21 protein-coding genes and 1 riboswitch are annotated in these 24,790 nt (G+C 39.6%); of the genes, 10 read left to right on the top strand and 11 right to left on the bottom strand.

The window, feature by feature from the left end:
- Window positions 1-91: 91 nt before the first annotated feature.
- The 5 genes from fis to E0H87_RS11535 all read right to left on the bottom strand — a co-directional run bounded on the left by fis (window position 92) and on the right by E0H87_RS11535 (window position 4,475).
- Window positions 92-361, bottom strand: coding sequence for a DNA-binding transcriptional regulator Fis (gene fis / locus E0H87_RS11555; protein ID WP_001086304.1), 270 nt, complete (start codon window positions 359-361; stop codon window positions 92-94).
- A gap of 391 nt (window positions 362-752) precedes the next feature.
- Entirely contained in the window at window positions 753-1,634 is an 882-nt protein-coding gene (locus E0H87_RS11550; protein ID WP_131323743.1) for a DUF3426 domain-containing protein, read from the bottom strand.
- 18 nt (window positions 1,635-1,652) lie between these two features.
- Complete coding sequence (gene prmA, locus E0H87_RS11545; RefSeq protein WP_131323742.1) at window positions 1,653-2,555, bottom strand: 50S ribosomal protein L11 methyltransferase; 903 nt, start codon at window positions 2,553-2,555, stop codon at window positions 1,653-1,655.
- A 112-nt stretch (window positions 2,556-2,667) separates the two neighbouring features.
- Entirely contained in the window at window positions 2,668-3,567 is a 900-nt protein-coding gene (locus E0H87_RS11540) for a bile acid:sodium symporter family protein (protein ID WP_131323741.1), read from the bottom strand.
- A 563-nt stretch (window positions 3,568-4,130) separates the two neighbouring features.
- Window positions 4,131-4,475 carry a hypothetical protein gene (locus tag E0H87_RS11535; protein WP_131323740.1) on the bottom strand — a complete coding sequence of 115 codons (345 nt, stop codon included), beginning with the start codon at window positions 4,473-4,475 and terminating at the stop codon, window positions 4,131-4,133.
- A gap of 263 nt (window positions 4,476-4,738) precedes the next feature.
- Here E0H87_RS11535 and mnmG point away from each other — a divergent pair, with 263 nt between their 5' ends.
- Window positions 4,739-6,619: a tRNA uridine-5-carboxymethylaminomethyl(34) synthesis enzyme MnmG gene (gene mnmG / locus E0H87_RS11530; RefSeq protein WP_131323739.1), complete on the top strand. Its 1,881-nt coding sequence runs from the start codon at window positions 4,739-4,741 to the stop codon at window positions 6,617-6,619.
- A gap of 47 nt (window positions 6,620-6,666) precedes the next feature.
- On the opposite strand, the gene E0H87_RS11525 is transcribed toward mnmG, so the two are convergent.
- Window positions 6,667-8,616 (bottom strand): TPR end-of-group domain-containing protein, encoded by a 1,950-nt coding sequence (locus E0H87_RS11525; protein ID WP_131323738.1) that lies wholly within the window; start codon window positions 8,614-8,616, stop codon window positions 6,667-6,669.
- A 367-nt stretch (window positions 8,617-8,983) separates the two neighbouring features.
- Between E0H87_RS11525 and mhpT the strand changes: the two genes are divergently transcribed.
- The 9 genes from mhpT (at window position 8,984) to E0H87_RS11485 (ending at window position 20,163) form a co-directional block, all read left to right on the top strand.
- On the top strand, window positions 8,984-10,198 hold the full coding sequence (mhpT, locus tag E0H87_RS11520) for a 3-(3-hydroxy-phenyl)propionate transporter MhpT (protein WP_131323737.1): 1,215 nt from the start codon (window positions 8,984-8,986) through the stop codon (window positions 10,196-10,198).
- 248 nt (window positions 10,199-10,446) lie between these two features.
- Window positions 10,447-11,511, top strand: a complete 1,065-nt coding sequence (locus E0H87_RS11515; RefSeq protein ID WP_131323736.1) for a diguanylate cyclase — start codon at window positions 10,447-10,449, stop codon at window positions 11,509-11,511.
- A 160-nt stretch (window positions 11,512-11,671) separates the two neighbouring features.
- Window positions 11,672-11,768, top strand: a riboswitch (guanidine-I (ykkC/yxkD leader).
- Window positions 11,769-11,797: 29 nt separating this feature from the next.
- Window positions 11,798-12,541, top strand: coding sequence for an urea amidolyase associated protein UAAP1 (locus tag E0H87_RS11510; RefSeq protein WP_131323735.1), 744 nt, complete (start codon window positions 11,798-11,800; stop codon window positions 12,539-12,541).
- An 18-nt stretch (window positions 12,542-12,559) separates the two neighbouring features.
- Window positions 12,560-13,210 carry an urea amidolyase associated protein UAAP2 gene (locus tag E0H87_RS11505; protein WP_131323734.1) on the top strand — a complete coding sequence of 217 codons (651 nt, stop codon included), beginning with the start codon at window positions 12,560-12,562 and terminating at the stop codon, window positions 13,208-13,210.
- A 5-nt stretch (window positions 13,211-13,215) separates the two neighbouring features.
- Window positions 13,216-16,821, top strand: coding sequence for an urea carboxylase (gene uca, locus E0H87_RS11500; protein WP_131323733.1), 3,606 nt, complete (start codon window positions 13,216-13,218; stop codon window positions 16,819-16,821).
- A gap of 103 nt (window positions 16,822-16,924) precedes the next feature.
- A complete protein-coding gene (locus tag E0H87_RS11495) occupies window positions 16,925-18,379 on the top strand; it encodes a hypothetical protein (protein ID WP_205677752.1) in 1,455 nt (484 codons plus the stop codon).
- 203 nt (window positions 18,380-18,582) lie between these two features.
- Window positions 18,583-18,684, top strand: a complete 102-nt coding sequence (locus E0H87_RS16205) for a hypothetical protein (RefSeq protein WP_227547360.1) — start codon at window positions 18,583-18,585, stop codon at window positions 18,682-18,684.
- 3 nt (window positions 18,685-18,687) lie between these two features.
- Entirely contained in the window at window positions 18,688-19,125 is a 438-nt protein-coding gene (locus E0H87_RS11490) for a CopG family ribbon-helix-helix protein (protein WP_131323732.1), read from the top strand.
- 18 nt (window positions 19,126-19,143) lie between these two features.
- Window positions 19,144-20,163, top strand: a complete 1,020-nt coding sequence (locus tag E0H87_RS11485) for an ABC transporter substrate-binding protein (protein WP_131323731.1) — start codon at window positions 19,144-19,146, stop codon at window positions 20,161-20,163.
- A gap of 90 nt (window positions 20,164-20,253) precedes the next feature.
- On the opposite strand, the gene E0H87_RS11480 is transcribed toward E0H87_RS11485, so the two are convergent.
- From E0H87_RS11480 to E0H87_RS11460, 5 genes are all read right to left on the bottom strand, one after another.
- The gene (locus tag E0H87_RS11480; RefSeq protein ID WP_026440964.1) at window positions 20,254-20,583 is read right to left on the bottom strand and encodes an SMR family transporter; all 330 of its coding nucleotides are present in this window, start codon (window positions 20,581-20,583) and stop codon (window positions 20,254-20,256) included.
- Window positions 20,584-20,598: 15 nt separating this feature from the next.
- Window positions 20,599-21,501, bottom strand: coding sequence for a hypothetical protein (locus E0H87_RS11475; protein WP_131323730.1), 903 nt, complete (start codon window positions 21,499-21,501; stop codon window positions 20,599-20,601).
- A complete protein-coding gene (locus E0H87_RS11470; protein WP_131323729.1) occupies window positions 21,498-22,502 on the bottom strand; it encodes an isopenicillin N synthase family dioxygenase in 1,005 nt (334 codons plus the stop codon). Before E0H87_RS11470 ends, E0H87_RS11475 begins: the two co-directional genes overlap by 4 nt.
- 81 nt (window positions 22,503-22,583) lie before the next feature.
- Complete coding sequence (locus E0H87_RS11465; RefSeq protein ID WP_131323728.1) at window positions 22,584-23,468, bottom strand: ABC transporter ATP-binding protein; 885 nt, start codon at window positions 23,466-23,468, stop codon at window positions 22,584-22,586.
- Window positions 23,468-24,412, bottom strand: a complete 945-nt coding sequence (locus tag E0H87_RS11460) for an ABC transporter permease (protein ID WP_131323727.1) — start codon at window positions 24,410-24,412, stop codon at window positions 23,468-23,470. Before E0H87_RS11460 ends, E0H87_RS11465 begins: the two co-directional genes overlap by 1 nt.
- Between the last annotated feature and the right edge of the window lie 378 nt (window positions 24,413-24,790).

Here is a 24,790-nt window from a genome sequence, read left to right as displayed (position 1 = left end):
GATCTTCGTCACAGTTATCAAGGATTAAAACAAAAAAGCTAAAATAGCAGGTAAAAAAAAATGCCCGCGGAAGCCGCAAGCATTTTATCATTTATTCACTCATTAAACCGTGAGCTTTCAACTTTTTACGTAAAGTGCCACGGTTTAGTCCAAGAATCTCGGCAGCACGTGTTTGGTTACCACGTGTATACTCAAGAACTACAGATAAAAGAGGTTTCTCCATTTCTGCTAGCACCATGTCATAGACCTGAGAAGGTTGCTCGCCTTGCAATTGAGCAAAGTAATGGCGAACTGCGCGATCTACGTGAATACGTAGAGCAACATCAGATTGTGCAGTAAAAATAGGAGATTTGCTATTCATGCGAATTAATCCGAAAATCAGATACCACTTGGGTAAAGCGGTATATTAATATTGTCTATAAAAAATAAATGAACTCCGTTTTAGATCCTAAAACGAGGAGTTCTAAAACTCGTACATTTAGCTTGCCACAAATTAGCTACATTGATCAAAAAACATGCGTAACAATAATTTAATATTTGTTACTGATCAAAATCAAAACAAAAAATAGATACCCTACGCATTATCTGGAATAAAGCGCATTGGCAAAACTAGTAGTTGTTGTGAAAATTAGCGAGGAGTTTGCAGCACAAAGCTTTCGTGGCGCGTATGATACCATTGTCTTAGAAAAAGTGAGCAAGAAAACTGCATTTTTTTTACTTTTTTTTTACTTTTTTTGCAGTTTTTACCTTTTTTAAGGTCCAACGATTTCTAAACTATAGTCATCAAAGCTTTTTCGATCGACTGGAAGCTCAAAATGGATTTTAAATGGTCTTTTTTGAGGGATACGCTCAATGCCAACCAAGTTGTCTGCTAAATATTCTTTGGGTTGCATTGTGAAGTTAGCTGTTTCTTCGCCTTGTTCACGTAAAATAACTTTAAGGACAGGTAAAGGAAGACTCTTATCGTAATAATTGATCAATTCACCTGTAAATAGTGTTTTGTTTTTTTCAATACGTTTGGCTTTGACTTTGGTGGCACTAATGAGAGAGTAGTTCTTTTGCTGCATTTCACATTTGAACAAAGCGCAAACTTGATTAAAGCTTGCTGCTAATTTAGGGCTACTTCTTAAGTAATGTGGATTAAACCAAAAGAACTGAAACAATAGTAATAGAATGAGAGCAATATTAATCATGCCCCACATAACATAATACATAGGGCTACGCGGTTTATTCTCTACATCTTTTTCTGCAAGGTTAAGGGCAGGGAAGTTTCCAATTGGATCAGTACTAAAATAATTGAGATTGTTTAAATAGGTTTTTAAGTCAATATTGGAGTGTTCAATTTTTCGATCGAAAATTTCAAGTAATTGTTGACGATTCGACAAAGAATGCTCAAAAGCAATATTGGACATTTGAGGGCGAAAGTCGCCATCTTGATTAGATGAATCAAAATGGTCATCCGAAGCAGGATAAGTCGAAAGCTGACCAAAAGGTTGATTGATCAAATGTGTTAACGCATTAAATGTGGTTGAACACTTTGGGCAACAAACCATGCCCTGAGCAACAGTCAGTTGAGCCACAGAGACTCGATAAATTGTTAGACACTCAGGACAGCTGGTTTGTTTTTCACTCATAGTTTTTAAATTAGATAGTTAGACTTTGTGGCGTTTGCCTGAAATACGGCACCAGTTTTCTTCACGGGTTTCAACTTCTAATATATCAAAAAATTCTGAGTAAATGCTAGAAACATCAGCAACTTGCTCTTCAATTACACCTGCAAGTGCGAACTCTGCCTCATATTTTGTTAAAGTTGCAAACTCAGGTGCAAGTGCCATCAATGGTCCTGCCAAAATATTTGCGACCAATACATCCGCTTTTTGGCTACCAAAGGTTTCATTAAACTCATCAGGTAAGCCTACAAAAATTTTGTCGAGTACACCATTTAGCTCAGCATTTTGTTGAGTCGCCAATATGGCTTGCGGATCAATATCTGTTGCATAAACTTTTTTGGCGCCAAGTAATAATGCAGCAACACCCAGAATTCCTGAACCACATCCGTAATCGATCACGACTTTGTCTTTGAGGTCGGTTTTGCCCAGCCATTGTAAACATAAGAATGTACTGGCGTGGTTACCTGTACCAAATGCTAAACCTGGATCAAGTTTAATATTTACGGCATCTGCTTCAGGTGGCTCTAACCATTCAGGCACAATCCAGAACTTTTCACTAATTTGAATGGGTTCGTAATAGTCCATCCAAGATCTTTCCCAAACTTGATCTTCTAAGTACTCACTACGCAAAGGTGCATCAGGCATTTGTGCGCGAATGAAGGTCTCTAATGCGGCTACATCGATTTCTTCATTTTCATCTTCTGCATAAATACCTGTGACAATGACTTTGTTCCAAAGTGGTGTTTCACCTGGAAGTGGCTCAAGTAAGTCTTGATTTTCAGCATCGTCCAAAGTCACGCTCACAGCGCCCAAAGAACTTAATAAGGTTTCTGTAAAATCGACTTGTGCTTGATCAACAGTAATATGAATTTGTAACCACTTCACGGAATAATCCAAACTTTGCTTTTCTAAAACGCACATTGTAACTGAGAGCAGCACTTACAGCTACACTTTCATACAACTGTAAAAAAGGATGCCGAAGCATCCTTTTTTTATTTTAAGATTTTAGATCGACAGGGTTTTCATCCTGAACAGATTTTGGTGTTCCTTCTAATTTATTTAACAACATGCCAAAACCAGCAGCAATGAAGTACATAAATAAAGAATAAACAGCAGCAGGCATGGCTACAGTGCTATTTCCAATCACAGTCATAGCGATTGTAACGGCAAGTGTTCCGTTGTGTACCCCAATTTCGAAAGCACAAGCACGTGCTTGCGCGTTGCTGACTGAAATAAGTCGAGGTAATACATAACCAAGTGTTAAGCTAATCATACAGAACAGAATAGTAATGCCACCCACTTGAGCGAAATATTGTGCAATGTTGCTTCTTTCTTTAATAAATGCAGCTGCAATAATTAAAATTAAAAACACAACAGAGAAAATGCGAACAGGTCGGTGCATTTTTTCAGTGAATTTTGGCGCAAAGTGACGAATTGTCATACCAATACACACAGGTACAATAATGATACTAAAGACCTGAATGATTTTCCCAAGCTGTAAATTGATCTGCTGACCATCATTAATAAAATGATGAATCGAGAAGTTTACAATTAAAGGTAAGGTAATTGCTGCAAGCACAGAGTTAATTGCTGTAAGGGTAATATTTAATGCGACATCGCCTTTAAATAAGTAACTATATAAATTGGCAGTTGTGCCACCAGGTGAGGCTGCAAGAAGCATTACACCGACAGCAAGCAATGGCGGAAGTGCAAAAAGTTTACAAAGCAAGAATGCGATGCCAACCAGAAGAATGAGTTGTGTGAACAAGGCAATCACAACTGCTTTAGGTTGTTTGGTAACACGCGTGAAATCTTTTGGTGTGAGCTCAAGACCTAAGCCCATCATAATGATTGCTAAAGCTAGAGGTAAAATAACGGTAATCAATCCTGAATCCATCTTTATTCCTATTGTTAAATCAATTTAATTTAAAATCAGTAAAATTCGTCCTGAATTTCTGATTGAGATTGTGGTTATTTTTGTGTGGGGTCTTTCGCCTAAGCGATACACAGTCGTTTTGATCATAATGTATTTATAAAAGTTGCAAATGACATTTATGCACAAGCTGCATGTTTGTGTGGGGAATATTGTTTTTTAATGCAATACGATTAACGTGCTGGTTGTCTCGTTTTTAAAATTGACTTTATGGTTTATTTTTAAAAATAACGATTTGTTTTTTAATATTTTAAATTAATTTTCTACTGTACACCCAGGTTATTTAAAAATGATTTGCAATTGTGGGTCTAGTTGGAATTTTTCGATTTTAAAAAATGGCAAGTGCATTTTATAGTCAAAATGGGCGTAAAGCGTGACCATTCAGTGCTCATCTTATTTATATATAGTTTATTGGTTGCGAACACATGATTTGAGTGGTTTATCACTTATGCATGGTCATAAGAAAAGTGGTCGAAGATGAAACACTTCAACCACTTTGAGGGGGATAACTGAGAATAACTGACGGTTTATTTAGGATAAGGGGCAGTGAAACCTAATGCACATTTTCCTTTCACTTCCATCCCATTGATCATGACAGATTTGGTTGCCATATCAGTTTGGCATGCTGTCATTAATTCGGATTCATTTCCTTTCACGGCTTTATTAGTACTAAAGAATTGTGGTTCGCAGGTACCATTCCAAATAATTCCGCGGTAAGCAAAACTAACCCAAGTTCCTTGGGATTTGCCTTTACAAACCTGCATGTATTTTTGGGCGTTGTAGGTGGTTTCAACTTTATCATTTGCTTGAGTAGCAAATGGAGCGAGACATAAACCGCAGAGAACAGCAGAGAGTAGAATATTTTTATTCATGATGTGTACCTTGTTCCTTTATTTCTAAGGGTGCCTACTAATAGGATAAAAAATAGACAGAATAAAACAGTGTAGATCAGGTAAATAGTGCTGAAAAATTGTGGTAAATTGCTTAATTATTAGGCAGCTCAATGGTGTTTATGTAGCGATATGCAACATTCAATAGGAAATGTTTTAAAAATAAAATTGAGTTGTTTGGTCAACTTATTCAGCAAAATTTGATATAATACTCTGTCATTCTTTTTATTTCTCTCTATACCACTATGCATTATCCTAAAGTTTACGATGTCATTGTTATCGGTGGCGGTCACGCAGGTACGGAAGCAGCGCTTGCTGCGGCGCGTATGGGTCGACAGACTTTACTCCTGACTCATAACATTGAGACTTTAGGGCAGATGAGCTGTAACCCAGCCATTGGTGGCATTGGTAAATCGCACTTAGTTCGTGAAATTGATGCTTTGGGTGGTGCAATGGCACTGGCTGCCGATAAAGGTGGTATTCAATTCCGTATTCTGAATTCACGTAAGGGTGCAGCAGTACGCGCAACACGTGCACAGGCTGACCGTGTACGTTATAAAGCTGCGATTCGTGACACTTTAGAAAACCAAGCCAATTTGGATATTTTCCAACAAGCAGCAGATGACCTCATTGTTGAAGGCGATACTGTAAAAGGTGTTGTGACTCAAATGGGTATTCGCTTTGATGCGAAAACCGTTGTACTTACAGCAGGGACTTTCTTAGGTGGTGTGATCCACGTTGGTTTAGAAAAATCAAGCGGTGGTCGTGCTGGTGATCCACCTTCAATTTCGCTTGCTCACCGTTTACGTGAGTTACAACTTCCTGTAGGTCGTTTAAAAACAGGTACACCACCACGTATTGATGCACGTTCAGTTGATTTTTCTGTGATGACACCACAACCCGGTGATTTCCCATCGCCTGTGATGTCATTTATGGGTGATGCATCTATGCACCCAGAACAAGTGAACTGTTACATTACCCATACCAATGAAAAAACCCACGACATTATCCGTGGTGGTTTAGACCGTTCGCCAATGTACACAGGTGTCATTGAAGGCGTAGGCCCACGTTACTGCCCATCAATTGAAGATAAAATTCACCGTTTTGCCGATAAAGATTCACATCAAGTGTTCTTAGAGCCTGAAGGTTTAGACACACATGAACTTTATCCAAATGGTATTTCAACGTCACTTCCGTTTGATGTGCAGTTTGAATTGGTACGTTCGATTCGTGGTATGGAAAATGCGCATATTTTGCGTCCGGGCTATGCTATTGAGTACGATTACTTCAATCCACAAGCATTGAAATTTACTTTAGAAACCAAAGCGATTAACAACCTGTATTTTGCAGGTCAGATTAATGGTACGACAGGTTATGAAGAAGCGGGTGCACAAGGTTTACTTGCAGGCTTAAATGCTGCGCGTCGTGCTTGGGATCAAGAACAATGGACGCCAAAACGTGATGAAGCGTACATGGGCGTGTTGGTAGATGACTTGATTACGCTAGGTACGAAAGAACCGTACCGTATGTTTACTTCGCGTGCGGAATATCGCTTGATGTTGCGTGAAGACAATGCGGATCAACGTTTAACGCCAGTGGGTCGTGAAATGGGCTTGGTTGATGACGTTCGTTGGGCAGCTTACTGTGAAAAAATGGAAGCCGTTGAACAAGAAACTGGTCGTTTACAACACCTTTGGGCTGCGCCAAATAACCCGATGGGTAAAAAGTTTGTCGAAATGACAGGTGCGGATTTATCGAAAGAGTGTTCTGCGATTGACTTGCTCAAACGTCCAAATATTTCATTTGCTCAAATTGCAGAACTCACAGGTTCTGAAGTGTCTGCGCAAGTCGGCGATCAAATTGAAATTGCGGTGAAATATGCAGGTTATATTAACCGTCAGCATGAAGATGTTGCGCAAATGAAGCGTTTGGAAGAAACCAAAATTCCATCCGACTTTGATTATGATGTGGTTTCAGGTTTATCTCGTGAAATTACTTTAAAATTGAAAGATGTGCGTCCAGATACTTTGGCACAAGCTGGTCGTATTCCGGGTGTAACGCCAGCAGCAATACAGTTGGTGATGATTACAATTCGTAAGAATGCACAAACTAAGAAATCTGCTTAAGCTGATTTGATTTAAAAAAACCCGCTTTAGAGCGGGTTTTTTTAAATTTAAGCAGTTTCTACCATTTGTTCTTGCTCTTTTAAGCGTTCTAAAAGTTCGATAAACCACTGTTCTGTTCGTACATTGTTTAAATCTGAATCTTCATTTAGATGTTTACTTGACGGGAGGGTATTATGCTCCGCCGCATGCAGAAGATTCTCTTTACAGAGTTCTTTATTATTCTTTATCGAGTAGTAACATGCCAAATTGTAAGTATGATTAGGCTGTATTTTTAAAGCACTTTGATATTGCTCAAAAGCATTGTTAAATAGGTTTTCATCATTTTTTAATTTAGCCAAACCTGTAAGTGCGGCACCATAATTATTAATATAATTAGCACGGTTAGGTTGAACTTTTAAAGACTTTTGGAATTGCTCAAAAGCTTTATTAAACAAGCTTTCATCATTCTTTAATCTAGCTGAACCTGCAAGTGAATTACCATAATTATTCAGATAATCAGCATCATCAGGTTGAACATTTAAAGCCATTTGATATTGTTCAATGGCTTTATTAAATAAGTTTTCATTGTTCTGCAATATAGCTAAATCTGCAAGTGCGACACCATAATTATTCAGATAACCTGCATGATCTGGCAGTATTTTTAAAGTCATTTGAAATTGCTCAAAGGCTTTTTCAAATAGAAGTTCATCTTGATTGATTTGAGCTAGATTAGAAAGAGCTAAAGCATAGTTACCAATATTATCTGCATTGTTTGGCTGGAGTTGAAAAGCTTTTTCATTTAAGTTAAATGCTTTTTTAAATAGGGATTGATCAGATTTAATATTTGCATAAACAGCCAAACTTAATGCGTAATTATGTATACATCCATAATGACGTGCTGATATTTCTAAAGCTTGATCATAAATTATATGGCTTTCCTCAAATTTCTCTTGACTCTTCAAGTAGCGAGCCTGTTGGTCATATGCCCACATAATGTCATTAATTGCTTTTTCAGCAAGTCCCTCAGTAGATTCTTTGTTTGGATATTTATGGATGACTGCGGTATATAAGCTTTTATTTAAGGGTTTTTCAGCTTGTTCTTTAAGATAACCAGTTAGATTGGCAAGGATATCTAATCCATCCCCTAATGGGTAGGATTGAATATTTTCAAGTTGTTGGTTTAGGAACCTATAAGGATTTGAAAAAAGTTCTGGAGGAAAACATTCAAGTTCTTTTGCTAACTGAATTAAAAAATCATCTGCAAAAACTTTTCCAATATAATGCGTAATATTTTTATTTTTCTTTAAAAAGTTTTTAACGCTTTCAGCTTCGAGATCATCACTAGTTTCCCTAGTACCTGTCCAAATAAGGCGATGCTGTTCTGAATATTTTTCTTCTAGTAATGGAAAAAATGCATCTGCATTTCCACTGTAACCAATAAATAAACTCGGATTAGAGTTTAAAGTTGCTGCAATAAATTCTCCTAATTTGGCAGTATGTTTTTCTGTTTCTTCGCCTGTATTTAGTTGGATGAAACCAGTTCCTTGCCCATGTAAGTGAACAATAGACGGATCGTTAATCAAATGATAAAGATGTGGGTTGGCAGTTGCAAAATCATAAATAGAGGGATGTAAGCCTAGAAGATTACAAGCACGTGACAGTATGCTGTCAAAATTAAAGGTTAGAACACGTTGGATATATCCGCCTTGCATAAGACACGCGAGGGCGATATGCGCCCAATTAATTTTTTTATTATCGATAATATGTGGTTTAAGTAATCTTCTGCGCTCATCTTTATCTAAAGCAGACATATACTTGCCGTAATTGTATTTGTCTTTCTCAGGATCGAGATTTTTAACTTGGATTGGAAATTTTTCACATATCTCTTGAATTAGACCAGTTGCTGAAGGGACATCTGCTTTCACTGAGCAACCAGCACCCGTAAAGAATACATAAGGCTTTTTATTTTCCTTGGCTTGTTTTAAAAGCTGTGCAACTTCTTGAACGTTAAAACTCATTATCTTTAAGTTATTCAAATTGATGACTTATTCGATTATACGATGAATTTAAATAATAAAAGTAGAATTTAAATAAAGAGATGCAATGTATTGCCAATTTTAGAGAAAAAAAGATAAGTATAGCTAGTTCTAATGGTTCAATAGCCTAAAACTAGCTTAATTATAAATTATTGAAACTTATAATAATAAAATTTGGTGAAGTCTTCTTTTTTCATTTCATTATTGAGTTAGAGTCTTATTTAATAGGTTTGATGTAGTATACCTTGAAGCAATCCCGACCATTGTCGTGCTATTTCTCGCCAGTGATACCTCTCAAAATAGCCCTACAAGTTTTAGCCAACTTGCAAACTATTGATGGAGATCAATTATGGCTCAAACAAACACGGGAAAAATGCAGAAATTCCTCACCGTATTTTTGTGTTTTTGGGTGGCTTTTTTTGAAGGTTTTGACCTACAAGCCCCCGGTATTGCAGCAAAAGGAATCGCAGCAACCTTTGGTTTAGATCAAGTACAAATGGGCTATGTGTTTAGCCTAGGTGTATTTGGCATGCTGTTTGGCGCATTCTTTGGTGGGCGTTTTGCTGATTATTTAGGGCAAAAGAAAGTCCTCATGCTGTCTATTGCAATTTTTGGGGTGTTTTTTAGTATTACCGCAATCGCACCCAATGTAGAAGTTTTATATCTCGCGCGCTTTTTCACAGGGCTGGGTTTGGGTGCGGCTATGCCGACCATGATTTCAGTGGTGGGTGATGAAGCAACGGAAGCCAATCGCGGAAAATTAAACAGTTTGATGTATTGCGGCTTACCTGTTGGCGCAATTTTTGTTGCAGGGCTGGCGATCTATTTTAAAGATATACCATGGCAGACATTGTTCTTGATTGGTGGAATTACACCATTAGCCCTTATTCCATTCATGGCATTTATTTTAAAAGATAAACCGAAGCAAACAATGCTGGTCGAAAATGTTGAACCAGCATCTGTGCCTGCAATGACTGAAGTATTATTTCAGCAGCAAAAATTTAAACAGACGTTACCACTCTGGGTTAGTTTCTTTTTTACCTTGATGGTGAACTATATTTTAATTAGTTGGTTACCGAACTTACTAATGGAACAAGGCTTAGAAAAGCAGCAAGCATTTCTGGTGATGTTGGTTTTTCAGGTGGGTGCAGTGATTGGAACCTTGGGTTTTGGTTACTTGTTAGATCGCCTGAAATTATGGCAGATGGCGGTGATTATCTATTCAGGTTTATTCATTGCTGTATTTTTACTGTTCACCAGTAAAGTAGTCGCTGTATTAATTGTAGCAGGGGTGTTGGGCGGAATTTTCTCTACAGGTGGTCAATCCATTCTCTATGGAATTTCCCCAATCTTTTATTCAGGCTCGGGTAAGGTCACAGGTGTAGGTAGCGCAATCTCTTTAGGACGCCTAGGTGCAATGACAGGTCCATTACTGACGGGTAAAATTTTAGCCTTAGGTTTAGGTACAACGGGTATTTTGGTGGCAAGTGCTCCAGGTATTCTTCTTTCGGCAATTGCAGTGACTGCCTTATCACGTTTTAAAGCGCAACAAGCGCAAAAATAAAATAATATTTTATGTCTCGATCTTAATGAGCTGCGCACAAGTGTAATGATTTACATTTGTGCGTTTGGTGTTTTATGAAAGCCTTTTATGCTGAATATTAATTATCAGCAGTTGGCTTTAAAATTTAGAACAATAATGTGAAGTTTCAAAAAGTGATAAATATCAACTTTTTTAAATGATAAGGGTAAATTAGGGAATAAAATTTGCTACATTAGAGGAAACCATTCTCATTTAGCATTAGGTTAAATATGTCTTACATCGTTCCAGATGAAGAATTATTACAAACGCGAACGAAAAAATTCCTCAAGCGAATTTTCGTTATGCGACAGCTTGGAACGATTTTGTGTTTTTTCCCTATTTTTTCTGTATTACGGGATATGCATTATGAAAGTAGCTATTTCATTTTATTGGCGGTGAATGCTTTTGTTTGGCCAAGTTTTGCTTATTTAATTAGTCAACGATCTGGCGATCCGGTGAAAACTGAACAAACGAGTTTGATCGTAGATACGATGTTTGGTGGGGCTTGGATTGGGGTGATGGGCTTAAGTCCCATGCCGTCTTTTATTATTTTGGCAGTATTTATTGCAGACCGTTATGCTGCGGGGGGATGGAAACTGTTAGCGCCTTCAATTTTAGGATTTACCGTCTCCTTGATTGGCGTTTGGCTATTGGTTGGTATGCCATTGACCCTCACTTTTAGCCCGCATACGGTGTGGCTCACCATTCCATTGGCGACTTTGTACTTAATTGCTTTAAGTATTTTATCTCGGAAGCTCTCGACCAATTTGAGCCAGAAAAATCGGCAGTTTGAACGGATTGCTTTAATGGATCCGCGTTTGCATATTCCGAACCGCCGTTTGTTTGAGCAGCGTTTAGCCAGCACTTTTGTACAGACGCAACGTGGCAATAGTACGGCTCATTTAATGTTAATCGATGTGGATCATTTTAAGGACATTAATGATACCTATGGACATGAAATGGGCGATTATGTCCTGATTGAACTGTCGAATATCTTAAGAGAATCAATTCAAAGTAAAGATATACCTGCCCGATTTGGTGGTGATGAGTTTGCTGTGATTGTGATGGACAGCAGTTCACAGGAAATTATGCAATTGTCTCAAACCATTTTGGATAAAGTCCGACATTTTCGCTTACCGAGTAATCCAGATTTTCGAATGAGTATCAGCATTGGAATTTCTTCGGCAGCCGCAGCAGGTTCTACCACGGACTGGCTGAAGATGGCAGATCAGGCTTTATATGAAGTAAAACGCCAAGGACGTGATGGCGTGCAATATATTTGTGAAATGAGTTAATAGAAATCATTTTAATACAGCCTTTAGGGTGAATTGTTTTAATTCTGGTGCAAAAAAGCACCTTTTTTTATTTTTGCATCATCTTCGCTCAAAAATAGTATTACGAATGATAAAAATCGTAATACTAAATTGGCACAGCCTTTGCTTAATCATGACTATGAAAAATGTGATCTAGGGTTCCGATACGCACGCGTATGTCTGAGACCGAGAGTTCACGGTTCGAAAGAACTACACGGAGGGATAAAAGCCCGGGAGGTCATGCGAATCCACCGAAGAGGTAACAGCAATGGGCTTACAGCAATATCACAATAACCAGACACTATGGACTGAAGTCTTGCCGGGAGGGCATCACTGGTCGGGACGTATTCAAAAAGGTGCAATTCTTCGTTTTAAAGCACTCTCTAAACATGCCAATGTTTCGCTATTTTGTGTCAATGCTGCCGATAAACTAGAACGCTTTAACATGCCAGACAGTTTGAAAGGGCAACATACCGCCTATTTAAGTTCGGGTCATGTGCTGTATTCAGATCTTGGGCGTGTCATGGCTTCAATTGTCACGGATGAACATGGTTGGAATGATGTGCTATGTGGTGCAAGTCGTGCTGAACAGATCATAGCGCAATATGGTCAGCAAAACTTTCAAGCTGCACGTAATGCCATGTATCAAAGTGGCGTCGATGGATTATTGGTGGAAATGGCGAAGAGTTCTCTAGGACAAACCGACTTAAGTGCCACCCTGAATTTATTTTCTAAAGTTGCTCCGAATGATGCGGGCGAACTCTCTTATGTGACTGCTGACAATACTGATCAGGTGATTGAGCTGCGTTTTGAAATGGATTGTTTGGTGTTCTTATCTGCTGCACAACATGCTTTAGACCAAAATCCTACTTATCAACCTGCGGACATTCAGCTTTCTCTGTTTAAAGCCAATCCTTTGAATGAGCATGATATTTGTCGTGATTCATGTGCCCAAAACCAGCGTGCATTCCAAAACAATGCACGCTATTTCGCATTATCTGATGCTTGCTAAGAACTCGGGAGAACAGTCATGACAGTATTACAAAACTTTGAAAAAACAGTGTTAAGTGAAGTGTGCCCTGCGGGTGAAGCATGGATGTGCGAAGTGAAAAAAGGACAGTACTTCCGCATTGTCGATTTAGAAGGCAATCAGGCAGTCGATACTTTATTTATCAGTGCTGAAAACCCAGAAGAACGCTATAGCGCAACTGATACCTTGGCGATGAATCGTCAGATTTATTTAGAAAAAGGCACCACGTTATACAGTAACTTGGCGCGCCCGATGGCGATCATCCACGATGATAACTGTGGTCGGCATGACACACTCGGTGGTGCCTGTTCTTGTGAAAGCAACACAGTTCGTTATGCGCATGACACTTACCCGATGCATAGTTGCCGCAATAATTTTATGTATGCCTTAGCGAAACACCCTGTGGCGTTAAAGCATGGTTTAAATGTGCGTCATATTGGTCCGAACATTAATTTCTTTATGAATGTGCCCGTTACCCCTGAAGGACATTTGAAATTTGAGGATGGTATTTCCGCTGCAGGAAAATATGTGGAAATTCAAGCAGAGATGGATTTGATTGTGCTGATTTCAAATTGCCCACAGCTAAATAATCCGTGTAATGCCTATAACCCAACGCCTATCCAACTGATTGTGCGTGAAGCTGCGGAGTAAGCACCATGTTTAATAAAGTTCTCATTGCCAACCGTGGTGCGATTGCTTGCCGAGTAATCCGCACCCTCAAGAAATTGGGGATTCAATCGGTTGCTGTGTATTCAGAAGCCGACCGTGATTCTTTACATGTGACCATGGCGGATGAAGCGGTATGTATTGGTGCGGCACCTGCCAGTCAAAGTTATTTAAATATTGAAAAAATCCTGCAAGTTGCACAGCAGACTGGAGCAGAAGCGATTCACCCCGGCTATGGTTTTTTATCGGAAAATGCCGAGTTTTGTGACCTATGTGAAGCCGCTGGAATTGCTTTTATTGGCCCGACTTCTACACAAATGCGTAGTTTTGGTTTAAAGCATACTGCACGTGAACTGGCGATTCAGAGTCAAGTGCCACTTTTGCCGGGGAGTAGCTTGTTGGCTGATGAAGCGGAAGCATTGGCAGAAGCAGAAAAGATTGGTTATCCCGTGATGCTTAAAAGTACTGCAGGTGGTGGCGGGATTGGTATGCGGTTGGTTTGGAATGCCGAAGAACTAAAAGATGCTTATCAAACAGTATCTTATTTGGCGCAAGCGAACTTTAAAGATGCAGGCTTATATTTAGAAAAATTTGTGCAAAACGCCCGTCATATTGAAGTGCAAATCTTTGGGGATGGTCAAGGTCAGGTCTTAGCCTTGGGGGAGCGTGATTGTTCGGTACAGCGCCGTAACCAGAAAGTGATTGAAGAAACGCCTGCACCGCATTTGACAGATGAACAGCGCGATTATTTGCAACAGGTGGCGATTCAACTGATGCAATCGGTGCATTACCGTTCTGCGGGTACGGTTGAATTTGTGATGGATACCGATACCCAAGAATTTTATTTCTTGGAAGTGAATACCCGTTTACAAGTGGAACATGGCGTGACAGAACAGGTTTATGCGGTGGACTTGGTCGAATGGATGGTGACTTTAGCCAGTGGTGACTGGGTTGCACCGTCATCGGCTTTACAGTCTAAAGGGCATTCCATTCAAGTGCGTTTATATGCGGAAGACCCGATTAAAAACTTTCAGCCGAGTGCAGGCTTATTAACTGAAGTTGAATTTGATCCAGATTGTCGTGTCGAAACTTGGGTAGAAACAGGCTCAAATGTATCTTCCTATTATGACCCGATGATTGCCAAAATTATTGTGACTGCTACAGATCGTGATGCCGCGATTCAAGCCATGACAGCCAGTTTAGCCAATACCCAAGTGGCAGGAATTGAAACCAATCTTGAGTATTTACAAAACATTGTCGCAGGAGAAGTGTTCCAAGCAGGCACACAAACGACGCGTTTTCTAAATAGCTTTACTTGGAAAACTCAAAAAATTGAGGTACTGCAAGCTGGTATTCAAACTTCGATTCAGGATGTTACGGGGCGCTTGGGATATTGGGATGTCGGAGTCCCGCCATCAGGGGCGATTGATCCCTTTTCTTTGAATGTTGCCAATCAACTGTTGGGTAATGAGAAAAATACTGCGGGTCTGGAATGTACCCTGCAAGGTCCAAGCCTGAAATTTCATTGTGATAGTCAAATTGTGCTCACAGGCGGTGAGATGCCAAGCACACTGGATGGCGTTAGCATTCCAATGTGGCAAACTGTAAATGTGAAAAAAGGGCAAATTTTGAAATGTGGCAAAATGACCACGGGTTGCCGCAGTTATATTGGGATTAAAGGGGGCTTTAAGGTTCCTGAATATTTAGGTTCACAAGCTACATTTACCCTAGGGCAGTTTGGCGGACATGCAGGACGGAATTTATTGGTTGGTGATATGTTGCCAATCACATCTTTTAGCGATCAGCCTGCGAATGCTTTAAATCAGGAGCAAATTCCTGCATTTAATTCGAATTGGGAAATTGCGGTGATGTATGGTCCGCATGGTGCGCCGGATTTTTTCACCAATCAGGATATTGAAACTTTCTTTGAACATGAGTTTGAAATTCATTTTAATTCAAGTCGTACAGGCATTCGTCTGATTGGACCAAAACCTGAATGGGCACGGGAAGATGGTGGTGAGGCGGGCTTACACCCATCCAATATTCACGATAATGCTTATGCCATTGGTGCGATTGATTTCACGGGCGATATGCCAATTATTTTGGGTCCAGATGGTCCGAGTCTAGGCGGTTTTGTTTGTCCTGCGGTGGTGATTCACTCTGAATTGTGGAAGTTGGGACAACTCAAAGCAGGGGATAAAGTGAAATTTATTCCTGTGAGCTACCATCAAGCCAAGCAGCTCAATCAAGACTATCAAGCCATGCTGGATGAGGCATCACCTGAAAGCATTCAGTATGCGCAAGCGATACAAGCCGAACCGATTACCTTAAATCATCTGATTCTGGATACTTGTAAGGGGAATGGAGTACGCCCAGACGTGGTTTATCGTCCTGCGGGGAACCATTACCTGTTGGTCGAATATGGTGAACTGGTGCTGGATTTAAATTTGCGTTTCCGTATTCATGCCTTAATGCAATGGATGAAAGCGCAAAATATCAAGGGCATCATTGATTTAACTCCGGGTATTCGCTCGCTACAAATTCATTACGACTGTTTGGTGCTGGATCAAACCGACTTACTGCGGTTGCTTGAAGTAGCCGAAGAACAAATTCCGAATATTGCAGAAATGCAGGTGCCATCACGGACCGTGTATTTGCCTTTGGCGTGGGAAGATTCGCAAACCCAATTGGCAACTGAACGCTATAGCCAAATTGTGCGTGCCGATGCACCATGGTGCCCAGATAATATCGAGTTTATTCGCCGTATTAATGGCTTGGACTCGAAACAGGCGGTGAAAGATGTGGTTTATAACGCCAGTTATTTGGTGATGGGACTGGGCGATGTGTATTTGGGTGCGCCTGTGGCAACGCCTTTAGACCCACGTCAACGATTAGTGACCACCAAATATAACCCTGCACGAACTTGGACACCTGAAAATGCCGTCGGTATTGGAGGTGCTTATATGTGCGTGTATGGTATGGAAGGCCCGGGCGGTTATCAGTTTGTAGGTCGTACTACGCAAATGTGGAGCCGCTACCGTAAAAATGCCAATTTTGAAGATGGTAAGCCGTGGTTACTGCGCTTTTTTGACCAGATTAAATTCTATGAAGTGTCTGAAGCTGAATTGATGCAGATGCGTGAAGATTTTAAAGCAGGACGTTTAAACCTTCGCGTTGAAGAAGGGGTTTTAAACCTGAAAGAATACAATCAGTTCTTGCAGGAAAATGCCGAAACCATTCAGGCATTTAAGCATACTCAGCAAAGTAACTTTGAAGCTGAACGCCGTCGCTGGCATGAAGCAGGTTTGGCGGAATATGTCTCTGAAAGTTTAGATGCGGTGGATGATGGTGAAGCAGTCTTAATTCCAGATGGTGGTTGTGCCGTGGAATCGCATATGCCCGGTTCGATTTGGAAAATTGAATGTCAGATGGGGGATGTGGTTGAAGAAGGTGCGACTTTGGCGGTGATAGAAGCCATGAAAATTGAGATTCCAATTTTGGCACCTGAACGGATGAAAGTTGAAGCCATTACCATTGAAAAAGGGCAAACCGTGAAAACGGGGCAAGTGTTGTTTACATTGGCACCTGTGGCTTGAAAAATAGTAATTAGAGAACCGTCCGTAAGGGCGGTTTTTTGTTGAAAACTAATAAGTTATATATTATCGTTTTAGTTTAATATTATTGAAAATTTTGTATCGAATGAAAATATCAGAAAAATTTAATTTGGGGTTAACTCAGGCTTATCTTGATTTCGTAGATATAGATTTAGATACTGATTTACTTGTATTTGTCGATCCTACAGCATTGAGATCATTGGACTCACCTTGGGGACATTCTTGTGCTAGTTTAGTACAACAATTTTTTGAATATGTATTAGAAAATATTAAATCTGGAAATGATGATAAAGCAAAACTTCTTTTAAGTAATTTAAGTGAAAGAAATGAATTTCACATTGGTTTTTCAGCAGGAAAATCAAGAGGTAGCGGTTTTGGTAATAAATCAGCAGCTCTTATTTGGGATGCTCTATGTCAAAGTAAAGCTGCAACAACAGGTTTGTTAAGGGATATTGAAGATAGCTGTCTTTCAATTGAAGGAATTGGTTCTGATATGATTTCAGATGCTATATGCAATATTATTAGGTCAAAACTAATTGAATATACACAAGATATGTGTATTTATTATGGTATAGCAACAACTCCTAATGTAAATTCAGGTCCAATTTGGAATCCACAAACAAGAGAGTGGGAGCAAAAGCAGTTAAGTTTACCTATTGCTGAAGGAAAATTATTTTTACTTATCCCTAAAAACATTGTAAGAAGGAAAATTTCTTATGATTATCAAGAATATTATGATCATTACATTTTGCCTGAATTACAACAGGAACATATAAAAGCTAAAAGCCCTTTAGTCCATTATTTAAAAAAGAATGGTGCACCAAGAGTTTATAAGAAAATTTTAAAAGAAGAATATGGAAATACAAAACAATCAGCAATTGATCAGACAATTGGACGTGAACATATTTGGGAAAAATATAAAGAAGAAAAAAATGCTAATCCACAACCGCCCATTTCAAATAACTCTTTTTTAGAGTTGCAGAATCAACCTTTAATAGATTGGTATGATTTAATAAATGAGCTGAAAAATACACCAAAAGGAACTAAAGATGCTGATAAATATGAAAAAATTATCGAGAAAATTTTCTCTGCTCTTTTTTATCCTAATTTAAATTATCCGACTAAACAAGCACGCTTACATGAGGGGAGAAAAAGGGTTGATATTCAATATACTAACGAAGCCAAAAATGGGTTTTTTCATTGGTTAAGCCTTCATTATCCGTGTAGTTATATTTTTGTAGAGTGTAAAAATTATACCAATGAGGTAGCGAATCCGGAGATTGATCAACTTGCTGGCAGATTTTCTCTAAATAGAGGAAAAATTGGTTTGTTACTAATACGTGATTGCGAAAACCAGAAATTACTAGATCAACGTTGTAGGGATACAGCACAAGATAATCGTGGATTTATGATTTCATTGACTGATGAAGATATTATTAAGCTGATAGAAGATTATAAAGTAGCTTCTCCTTATAATAATGGTGTTCAAAGACATCAGTATCCAATTTTAAGAGCAAAATTTAATAATTTAATCAATTAAAATTATAATTATTCATCTAGCCCCATTCTTGCGCATGGGTTTTTTTTGTGCCCAAAAATCATCCAAAAAAAACTTAAAAACTTACTCAAAACCTGACTAAAAATTGGCACGCTTTCTGCATTTAATCGAGTAATACAAAATTCGAATTTGGTAATACCAAAGAGGAGCCGCAGATGCAAAAGCCACATCACAAAGATAAGAAAATGGTACAGCTCTTTAAACAGTTTTTACTGGAGCTAATTAGCGTTCGCGCGGGCTTTTATGTCAAGCAAGACCCTCATCATCCTGAAACATTGCGGAAGTAAATTGTGGCTAAACCTAAACTTGCCCGAATCAGTGTCACTGTACCTGAGAGCACTTTAAGCGCACTGGATCAGAAAATTGTTGATCAATGCTATGAAAGCCGCTCGCAAGCTATTGTCGACATGATTCACAAGCACTTAATTGCAGAAGAAGAGCGGCAAAATTCGGTCATGGTCGGCACATTGACCTTGCTGTATGACGCCAGTTCAATGCCATTGCGAGTTCAGTTGATGGATTTACAACAACAATATTTAGAACAAGTCATTAGCTCGCTACATATCCAATTGGATGAGCAAAAAATTATGGAAGTCATGTTGATGCAGGGCAAAAGCGCAGAACTAAAGTTAATGAGCCAGCAATTTATTGCCTTGAAAGGGGTCATTAACGGACATCTTGAATTGATGGATGCGGTGATGCCACCGATTCCACAAAATATTGAATAATCTAAGGGGAACCTGAAAATGATGAAAAAAGCAGTGTTATCAATGTCGGTTGTTGCGGGTATTTTACTTTCGGGTTGTGACAATACCGCCAAAGTACCTGAAGCTGAAAAGAAGACTGAAACAGCAGCAACACAGGCAATGACCATTGGTTATAGTGACTGGCCGGGTTTTGTGGCTTGGCAAGTTGCCATTGAAAAGGGCTGGTTAAAAGAGGCGGGTTTAAATGTCGAATTTAAATGGTTTGATTATTCAGCATCACTTTCGGCATTTGCGGCGAACCAGTTAGATGCAGTTTTGGTGACCAATGGTGATAATTTAGTGACGGCATCGGGCGGAACCAAAGGCATCATGATTATGGCAACCGATTATTCCGCAGGGAATGACGTGATTATTGCCAAAGAGGGCATAAACAGCATTGCAGATTTAAAAGGAAAATCCATTGCCACTGAAAAAGGTCTGGTGGACCATTTGTTATTATCTACAGCTTTGGATGATGCCAAAATTCCATTGTCAGATGTGAAATTGGTCAATTCCATGACCAATGAATTGCCACAAGTTTTTGCAAGTCATGGTGTAGATGCTATTGCCGTATGGCAACCTGTTGCCAATCAGGCATTAAAATCGGTTGCTGGGTCTAAAATTATTTACACTTCTAAAGATAAACCGGGTCTGATTTATGACACGCTGACCGTGAATATGAGTCATTTGGCTGCCAACAAAGAACAGTGGTCAAAGTTAATTCAGGTTTGGGATAAAACCGTGAAATACATAAATGACCCTGCAACCCATGCAGATGCGGTCAAGATTATGTCGAATCGTGTTGGGGTGGATCCTAAACAGTATGAACAATTTATTGGTGGAACACATTTACTGGATTTAGCCGCAAACAAGAAAGTGTTTACCAAAGGTTCGGGCTTCGATTCCATTTATGGTTCGACTTATCATGTGAATAAATTTAATGTCAGTAATGGTATCTACAAAACTGAAATGAATGTCGATGGTTTAATTTATCCAGCATTGATCGAAGGCTTGAAATAAGTCATCTATACGAGAAAAAGCCCAGATGTGTTCTGGGCTTTTCCATTTTGTGATACAGCATGGCGATGTTTCGGTCATGCTATTTTTATATTAAAGATGGGTGCTTTGTGAAAAGATATTAATCACTAAAATTCCAGAAATCATTAAAGCTAAACCAATCAATGCAGGTACGTCTAATTGCTGCTTAAAGCCAAACCATCCCACCAACGAAATTAAAATAATGCCCGCCCCCGACCAAATCGCATAGGCAATGCCCATAGGAATGGTTTTTAAGGTTAAAGACAGAAAATATAAAGCAATCGCATAGCCCACGACTGTAATTGAAGAAGGAATGAGAATACTAAACCCTTGTGAAGCTTTTAATGCTGAAGTGGCAATCACTTCAGCAATAATGGCAATGCTTAAGTAGATAAATGCAATCAAAATATCACCTACTTAATATGTTGCTTGAGCATGATGTAACAGATGCTCAGCTTCTTGTGTGAGCCAAGTTTGACTGGCTGCTGTTGTAGAGGTTTGCGTTTGGAATAGATAATGGGGTTGATAGATGTCGACTTTGAAATATAAGGCATAGGTTTCACCTTCAATTTCTTTGACTTGCTTAAGCTGATTTTCCCCAATATATTCGAAGCCTTCGAGTGAGAAGGGCTGCTGCAAGCGATGGTTTTGGGTGCTGAATTGTACGCCCGAAGATAACGAACCCACTGAAACTTCAAACTGATTGATTTGCTCTAAATCAATACCTGCTTGGTGTGCTTCAATCAAATTGCCGAAAGGTTGAATGGCTTGCTGGTTTTGCGACAATCGAGATTGTGCATAAGCCACTAAATCACCACAAATAATCAAGCCTGCATCAAGTTGAACTGGAGTATTCGATTCAAGATGAACAGCTTTTTCTAAACGCAATCCAAGGTAAAGCCCTTGACTGGCTTGTTGACGCCAATCCTCCACATAGGCATTGCTAGGAGAGAATTCTAAGATGCAGTTGCCGATGCAATGCAAAGTTGCAGGTTCTGGCCACTGAATATGGTTTTGGTAATTGGAATTTGAATCGACTTGCCAAGATAAAACTCGCTGTTGTTTATTCCAGAGAGTTTGTCCAAGCCAGCCCTGACGTTGTAATACGGGAGTAAGCTCAATATCTTTCAGTCTTAAATCAATGGTAAAAGATCTGGATTGAAACCAATAAACGATGGTTTTTTCATCCGTTTGACCATTAAAAAAACTAATGCTTTTACGTCGGAAAGCACCGAGCAATTCCAAAGGCAGCTCTACAGTGCTCATATCTGTCGGTGAGAGTTTTATTGATAAATCTGCACATAAATCGATTAAATTCATAGCTTTTCCTTGTGTTCATTCAGACCAAAGGAATACAATGGGCGGGCGTTGTTCAGTACAATTTCGCCAGATGCGACTTTTTCTTTTAAATAATGAAAGGTTTGAGCCGTTTGGTTAAACAAGTGTTCTCCACCACTTAAAGGGGCATATTTGGGTTGATCTGTTTCAATCACAGGCTGAATTACATAGTCATAATCGCAAGAGAAAAACAGCGGGAAGGAGTAGCGCTCTTGTTGAACTTTTTTGACGCGATGTTTGGTAGCCAAATAACGCCCATTGGACAGAATTTCCATCATGTCACCAATGTTCATTACCAGTGTGTTTTCGAGTAAGGGAATATCGATCCATTCTCCTTGTTTATTCAGAACTTGTAGACCGGGAGCTGTCGGAAGGAGTAAGGTAAAACATTCATAATCGGTATGTGCTCCCATACCTTCTTGGTCTTGTGCCTGTGGATTGAACGGATAGTGAATCAGTCGCAGTTGACTTGGCGCATGGGCAATATGTGCATCAAAATAGGTTTCCTTTAAACCTAGGGCTAAAGCAAAACACTGGAACAATTGCTGACCAATATCTTTTAGATGTTGATAATACTGCGATACATGTTGTTTAAATTCTGCATCTTCAGGCCATTGGGTTGGTCCCACTAAAGGACGTCGTTGTTCTATCCCCGAATAGTCATAATTCACATCATAAGATTCTTTAAGGTCATAGACATTTTTGACAAATTGTTCCTCTCCAATCGGAACATAGCCACTATGATTTTCGGAAAAACCAATGTAGTGCTGCATTTTAATGTGCTCTTCACGGGCAAAATATTGCGCACTGATCTGGCATAGATTTGCGAACAGTTCAGGTTGGAATTGCTCACCTTTTAAATATAAAAAGCCAACCTCTTTACAAGCTTGATCGAGTGCCTGTGCAACAGTTAGTCGATCTTCCAAATGCGGGCTATTGAGTTTTGAAATTTCTACCAGTGGTAATACATAATCGTTTTGCATGATCATCACCAAAAGTTGGTCGTCCAACGGATTGTTCAACACTTTGGGTCGTCCCAAAGGCTAGAATGATGTGTGTTGTCGTTATTTCTGCGTACTAACTTGTGTCATGCGTGGAATTTTGGGTAGCTCTGCTAAAGCTGGGTCAAGTTCATCTTCCTGCGTATGAACCAAGGCATCGACACGTTCACGTAAGCGTTTAAATTCGGGCGTAAGCATCAGTTCTGCATTGCGTGGGCGAGGTAAATCTACCTCAATAATTTCTTTAATTTCCCCAGGATTGGCTTTTAGCGCGACAATCCGATCTGCCAGTAAAATGGCTTCATCCATGTCATGCGTGACAAAAATAATGGTGATGTCGATGTTCTGCCATAAGTCCATAAGATGCTTTTGCATTTTTTGACGGGTATGCGGATCGAGTGCCCCAAAAGGTTCATCCATCAGTAAAATTTTCGGTTGATTGACCAACGCACGGGCAATTGCAACCCGTTGTTTCATTCCGCCTGAAAGCTGGTGCGGATACTGATTTTCATATTTTTCCAGCCCAATAATGTTGATCCATTCGCGGGCATGCGCTTCTGCGGAGGCATGGCTTGCACCTTTCATGAGCGGACCGAACATGACATTTTCTTTAACCGTTTTCCACGGAAATAGGGTGTAACCTTGAAACACCATGCCACGTTCTGGGCTAGGGCCTGTAATCGGTTGACCATCGACCAGTAGTTCTCCACTGTGATACGGATCGAGTCCCGCCACGACACGGCTAAACGTGGATTTGCCACAACCCGAGGGACCAATCACACAAATAAATTCACGCTTATGAATTTTTAAATCCAGTTGATTCAAGACGGTACGTTGGGTCTTGCCATGTTGAAACACTTGGGTCAGCTTTTTTGCTTCAAGAATTACAGGGCGTTGATAGATTTGTTCAAAATACTGTTTTGCATCATCATTCGTAGTTGTATTCATTATTTTGCTCCTGCTTTCCATGTGAACAGTCGTTCGCCTAATTTCATTAAAATGACATCACAGACCAGTCCAATGACCCCAATAATCAAAATAGCAGCATAGACATTGTCAAAGTTTTGATAGCGCGCTTGTTGGGTAATAAACCATGTGATGCCCGAGGTCGTACCAATCAATTCAGACACAATTAAGTAGGTCCATGCCCAACCCAATAGCACGCGTAAATCACGGTAAATATCTGGCAGGGCAGCGGGAATGACCACATGAAACAGACTTTTCATTTTGTTGGTGCCAAGGGTATAGCCTGCTTCTATCAGCCCGCGATCGACCATCCGTGTGGTGTTGGCAATAATTAAAATTTGTTGAAACAGCGTTCCTATCACAATAATCGCGACTTTCGGCGCATCATTAATGCCTAAGATGGCAACAGCGAGTGCACCGAATGCTGGGGCAGGTAAATAACGGAAGAATTCGACAAAAGGTTCGGTAAGTTTTGAAATTTTGAGTGAGAAGCCACACAAAATCCCCAAAGGAATACCAATTAAGGAAGACAAGAAAAATGCGGTAAAAACCAGTTTAATACTATGCCATAGGCTTTGATGAAACCACGGAGCATCGGGTTGTACAGGTGGTGTCGTAAATGCAGTAATAAGCGCTGTTGCAACTTCATCGGGTGCAGGTAAATAAATTGGGTTGACTAATTTGCCTTGAGGTGGCGCATCCCCATGATTCACGGCATTTTGTGCTTCATTATAGAACAGCGCTTTATCGACCCGACTGTCGACTTGGAAGTAAGGCACACTGCCAGACTCGGTAATTTGGACTTGAGGATGCCAAATAAACGGCAGATAACTAATTGCACACCAAATCAGAATTGGAATGAGAAATGAGCAAAAGCCCAGAATCAGCTTATTTTTTTGGTTGAGTTCATTTGCAACATATCCCATATCGCTTGCCCGCCTAGTATTACGAATTTATAAAACCGTATTACTCATAAGCAAAATGGATGCCAAACAGTGAAAAATAAATCCAGCTGTTTTAACGCATTATTTTCTGAAAATTAAATATTCACCTTGAAAAGATAAATCCTACCGAACAAAAAAATGGTTGAGCTCGTTATAAAGGATATTTGGCTTAAGTAAATCAGTGAATGTATAACCGTCAGAAAACGGTAAACAAGCTGTCATGGAAGTTTCATCAATCCGTTGTATGTTGCCTTGCATCAGTTTGGCGAGGAACGCCGTTAAAGCTGAGCATAAATTGTAAAATTCTAGTTTAAAGATGATGTCATTTTAGTTTGGACAGCACGATGACCCATTTAGACA

It is taken from the genome of Acinetobacter sp. ANC 4178 (assembly GCF_004331175.1).
Classification (GTDB): Bacteria; Pseudomonadota; Gammaproteobacteria; order Pseudomonadales; family Moraxellaceae; genus Acinetobacter.
The sequence above is the reverse complement of the archived record's forward strand: the minus strand, read 5'-3'. Positions and strand labels throughout refer to the sequence as shown.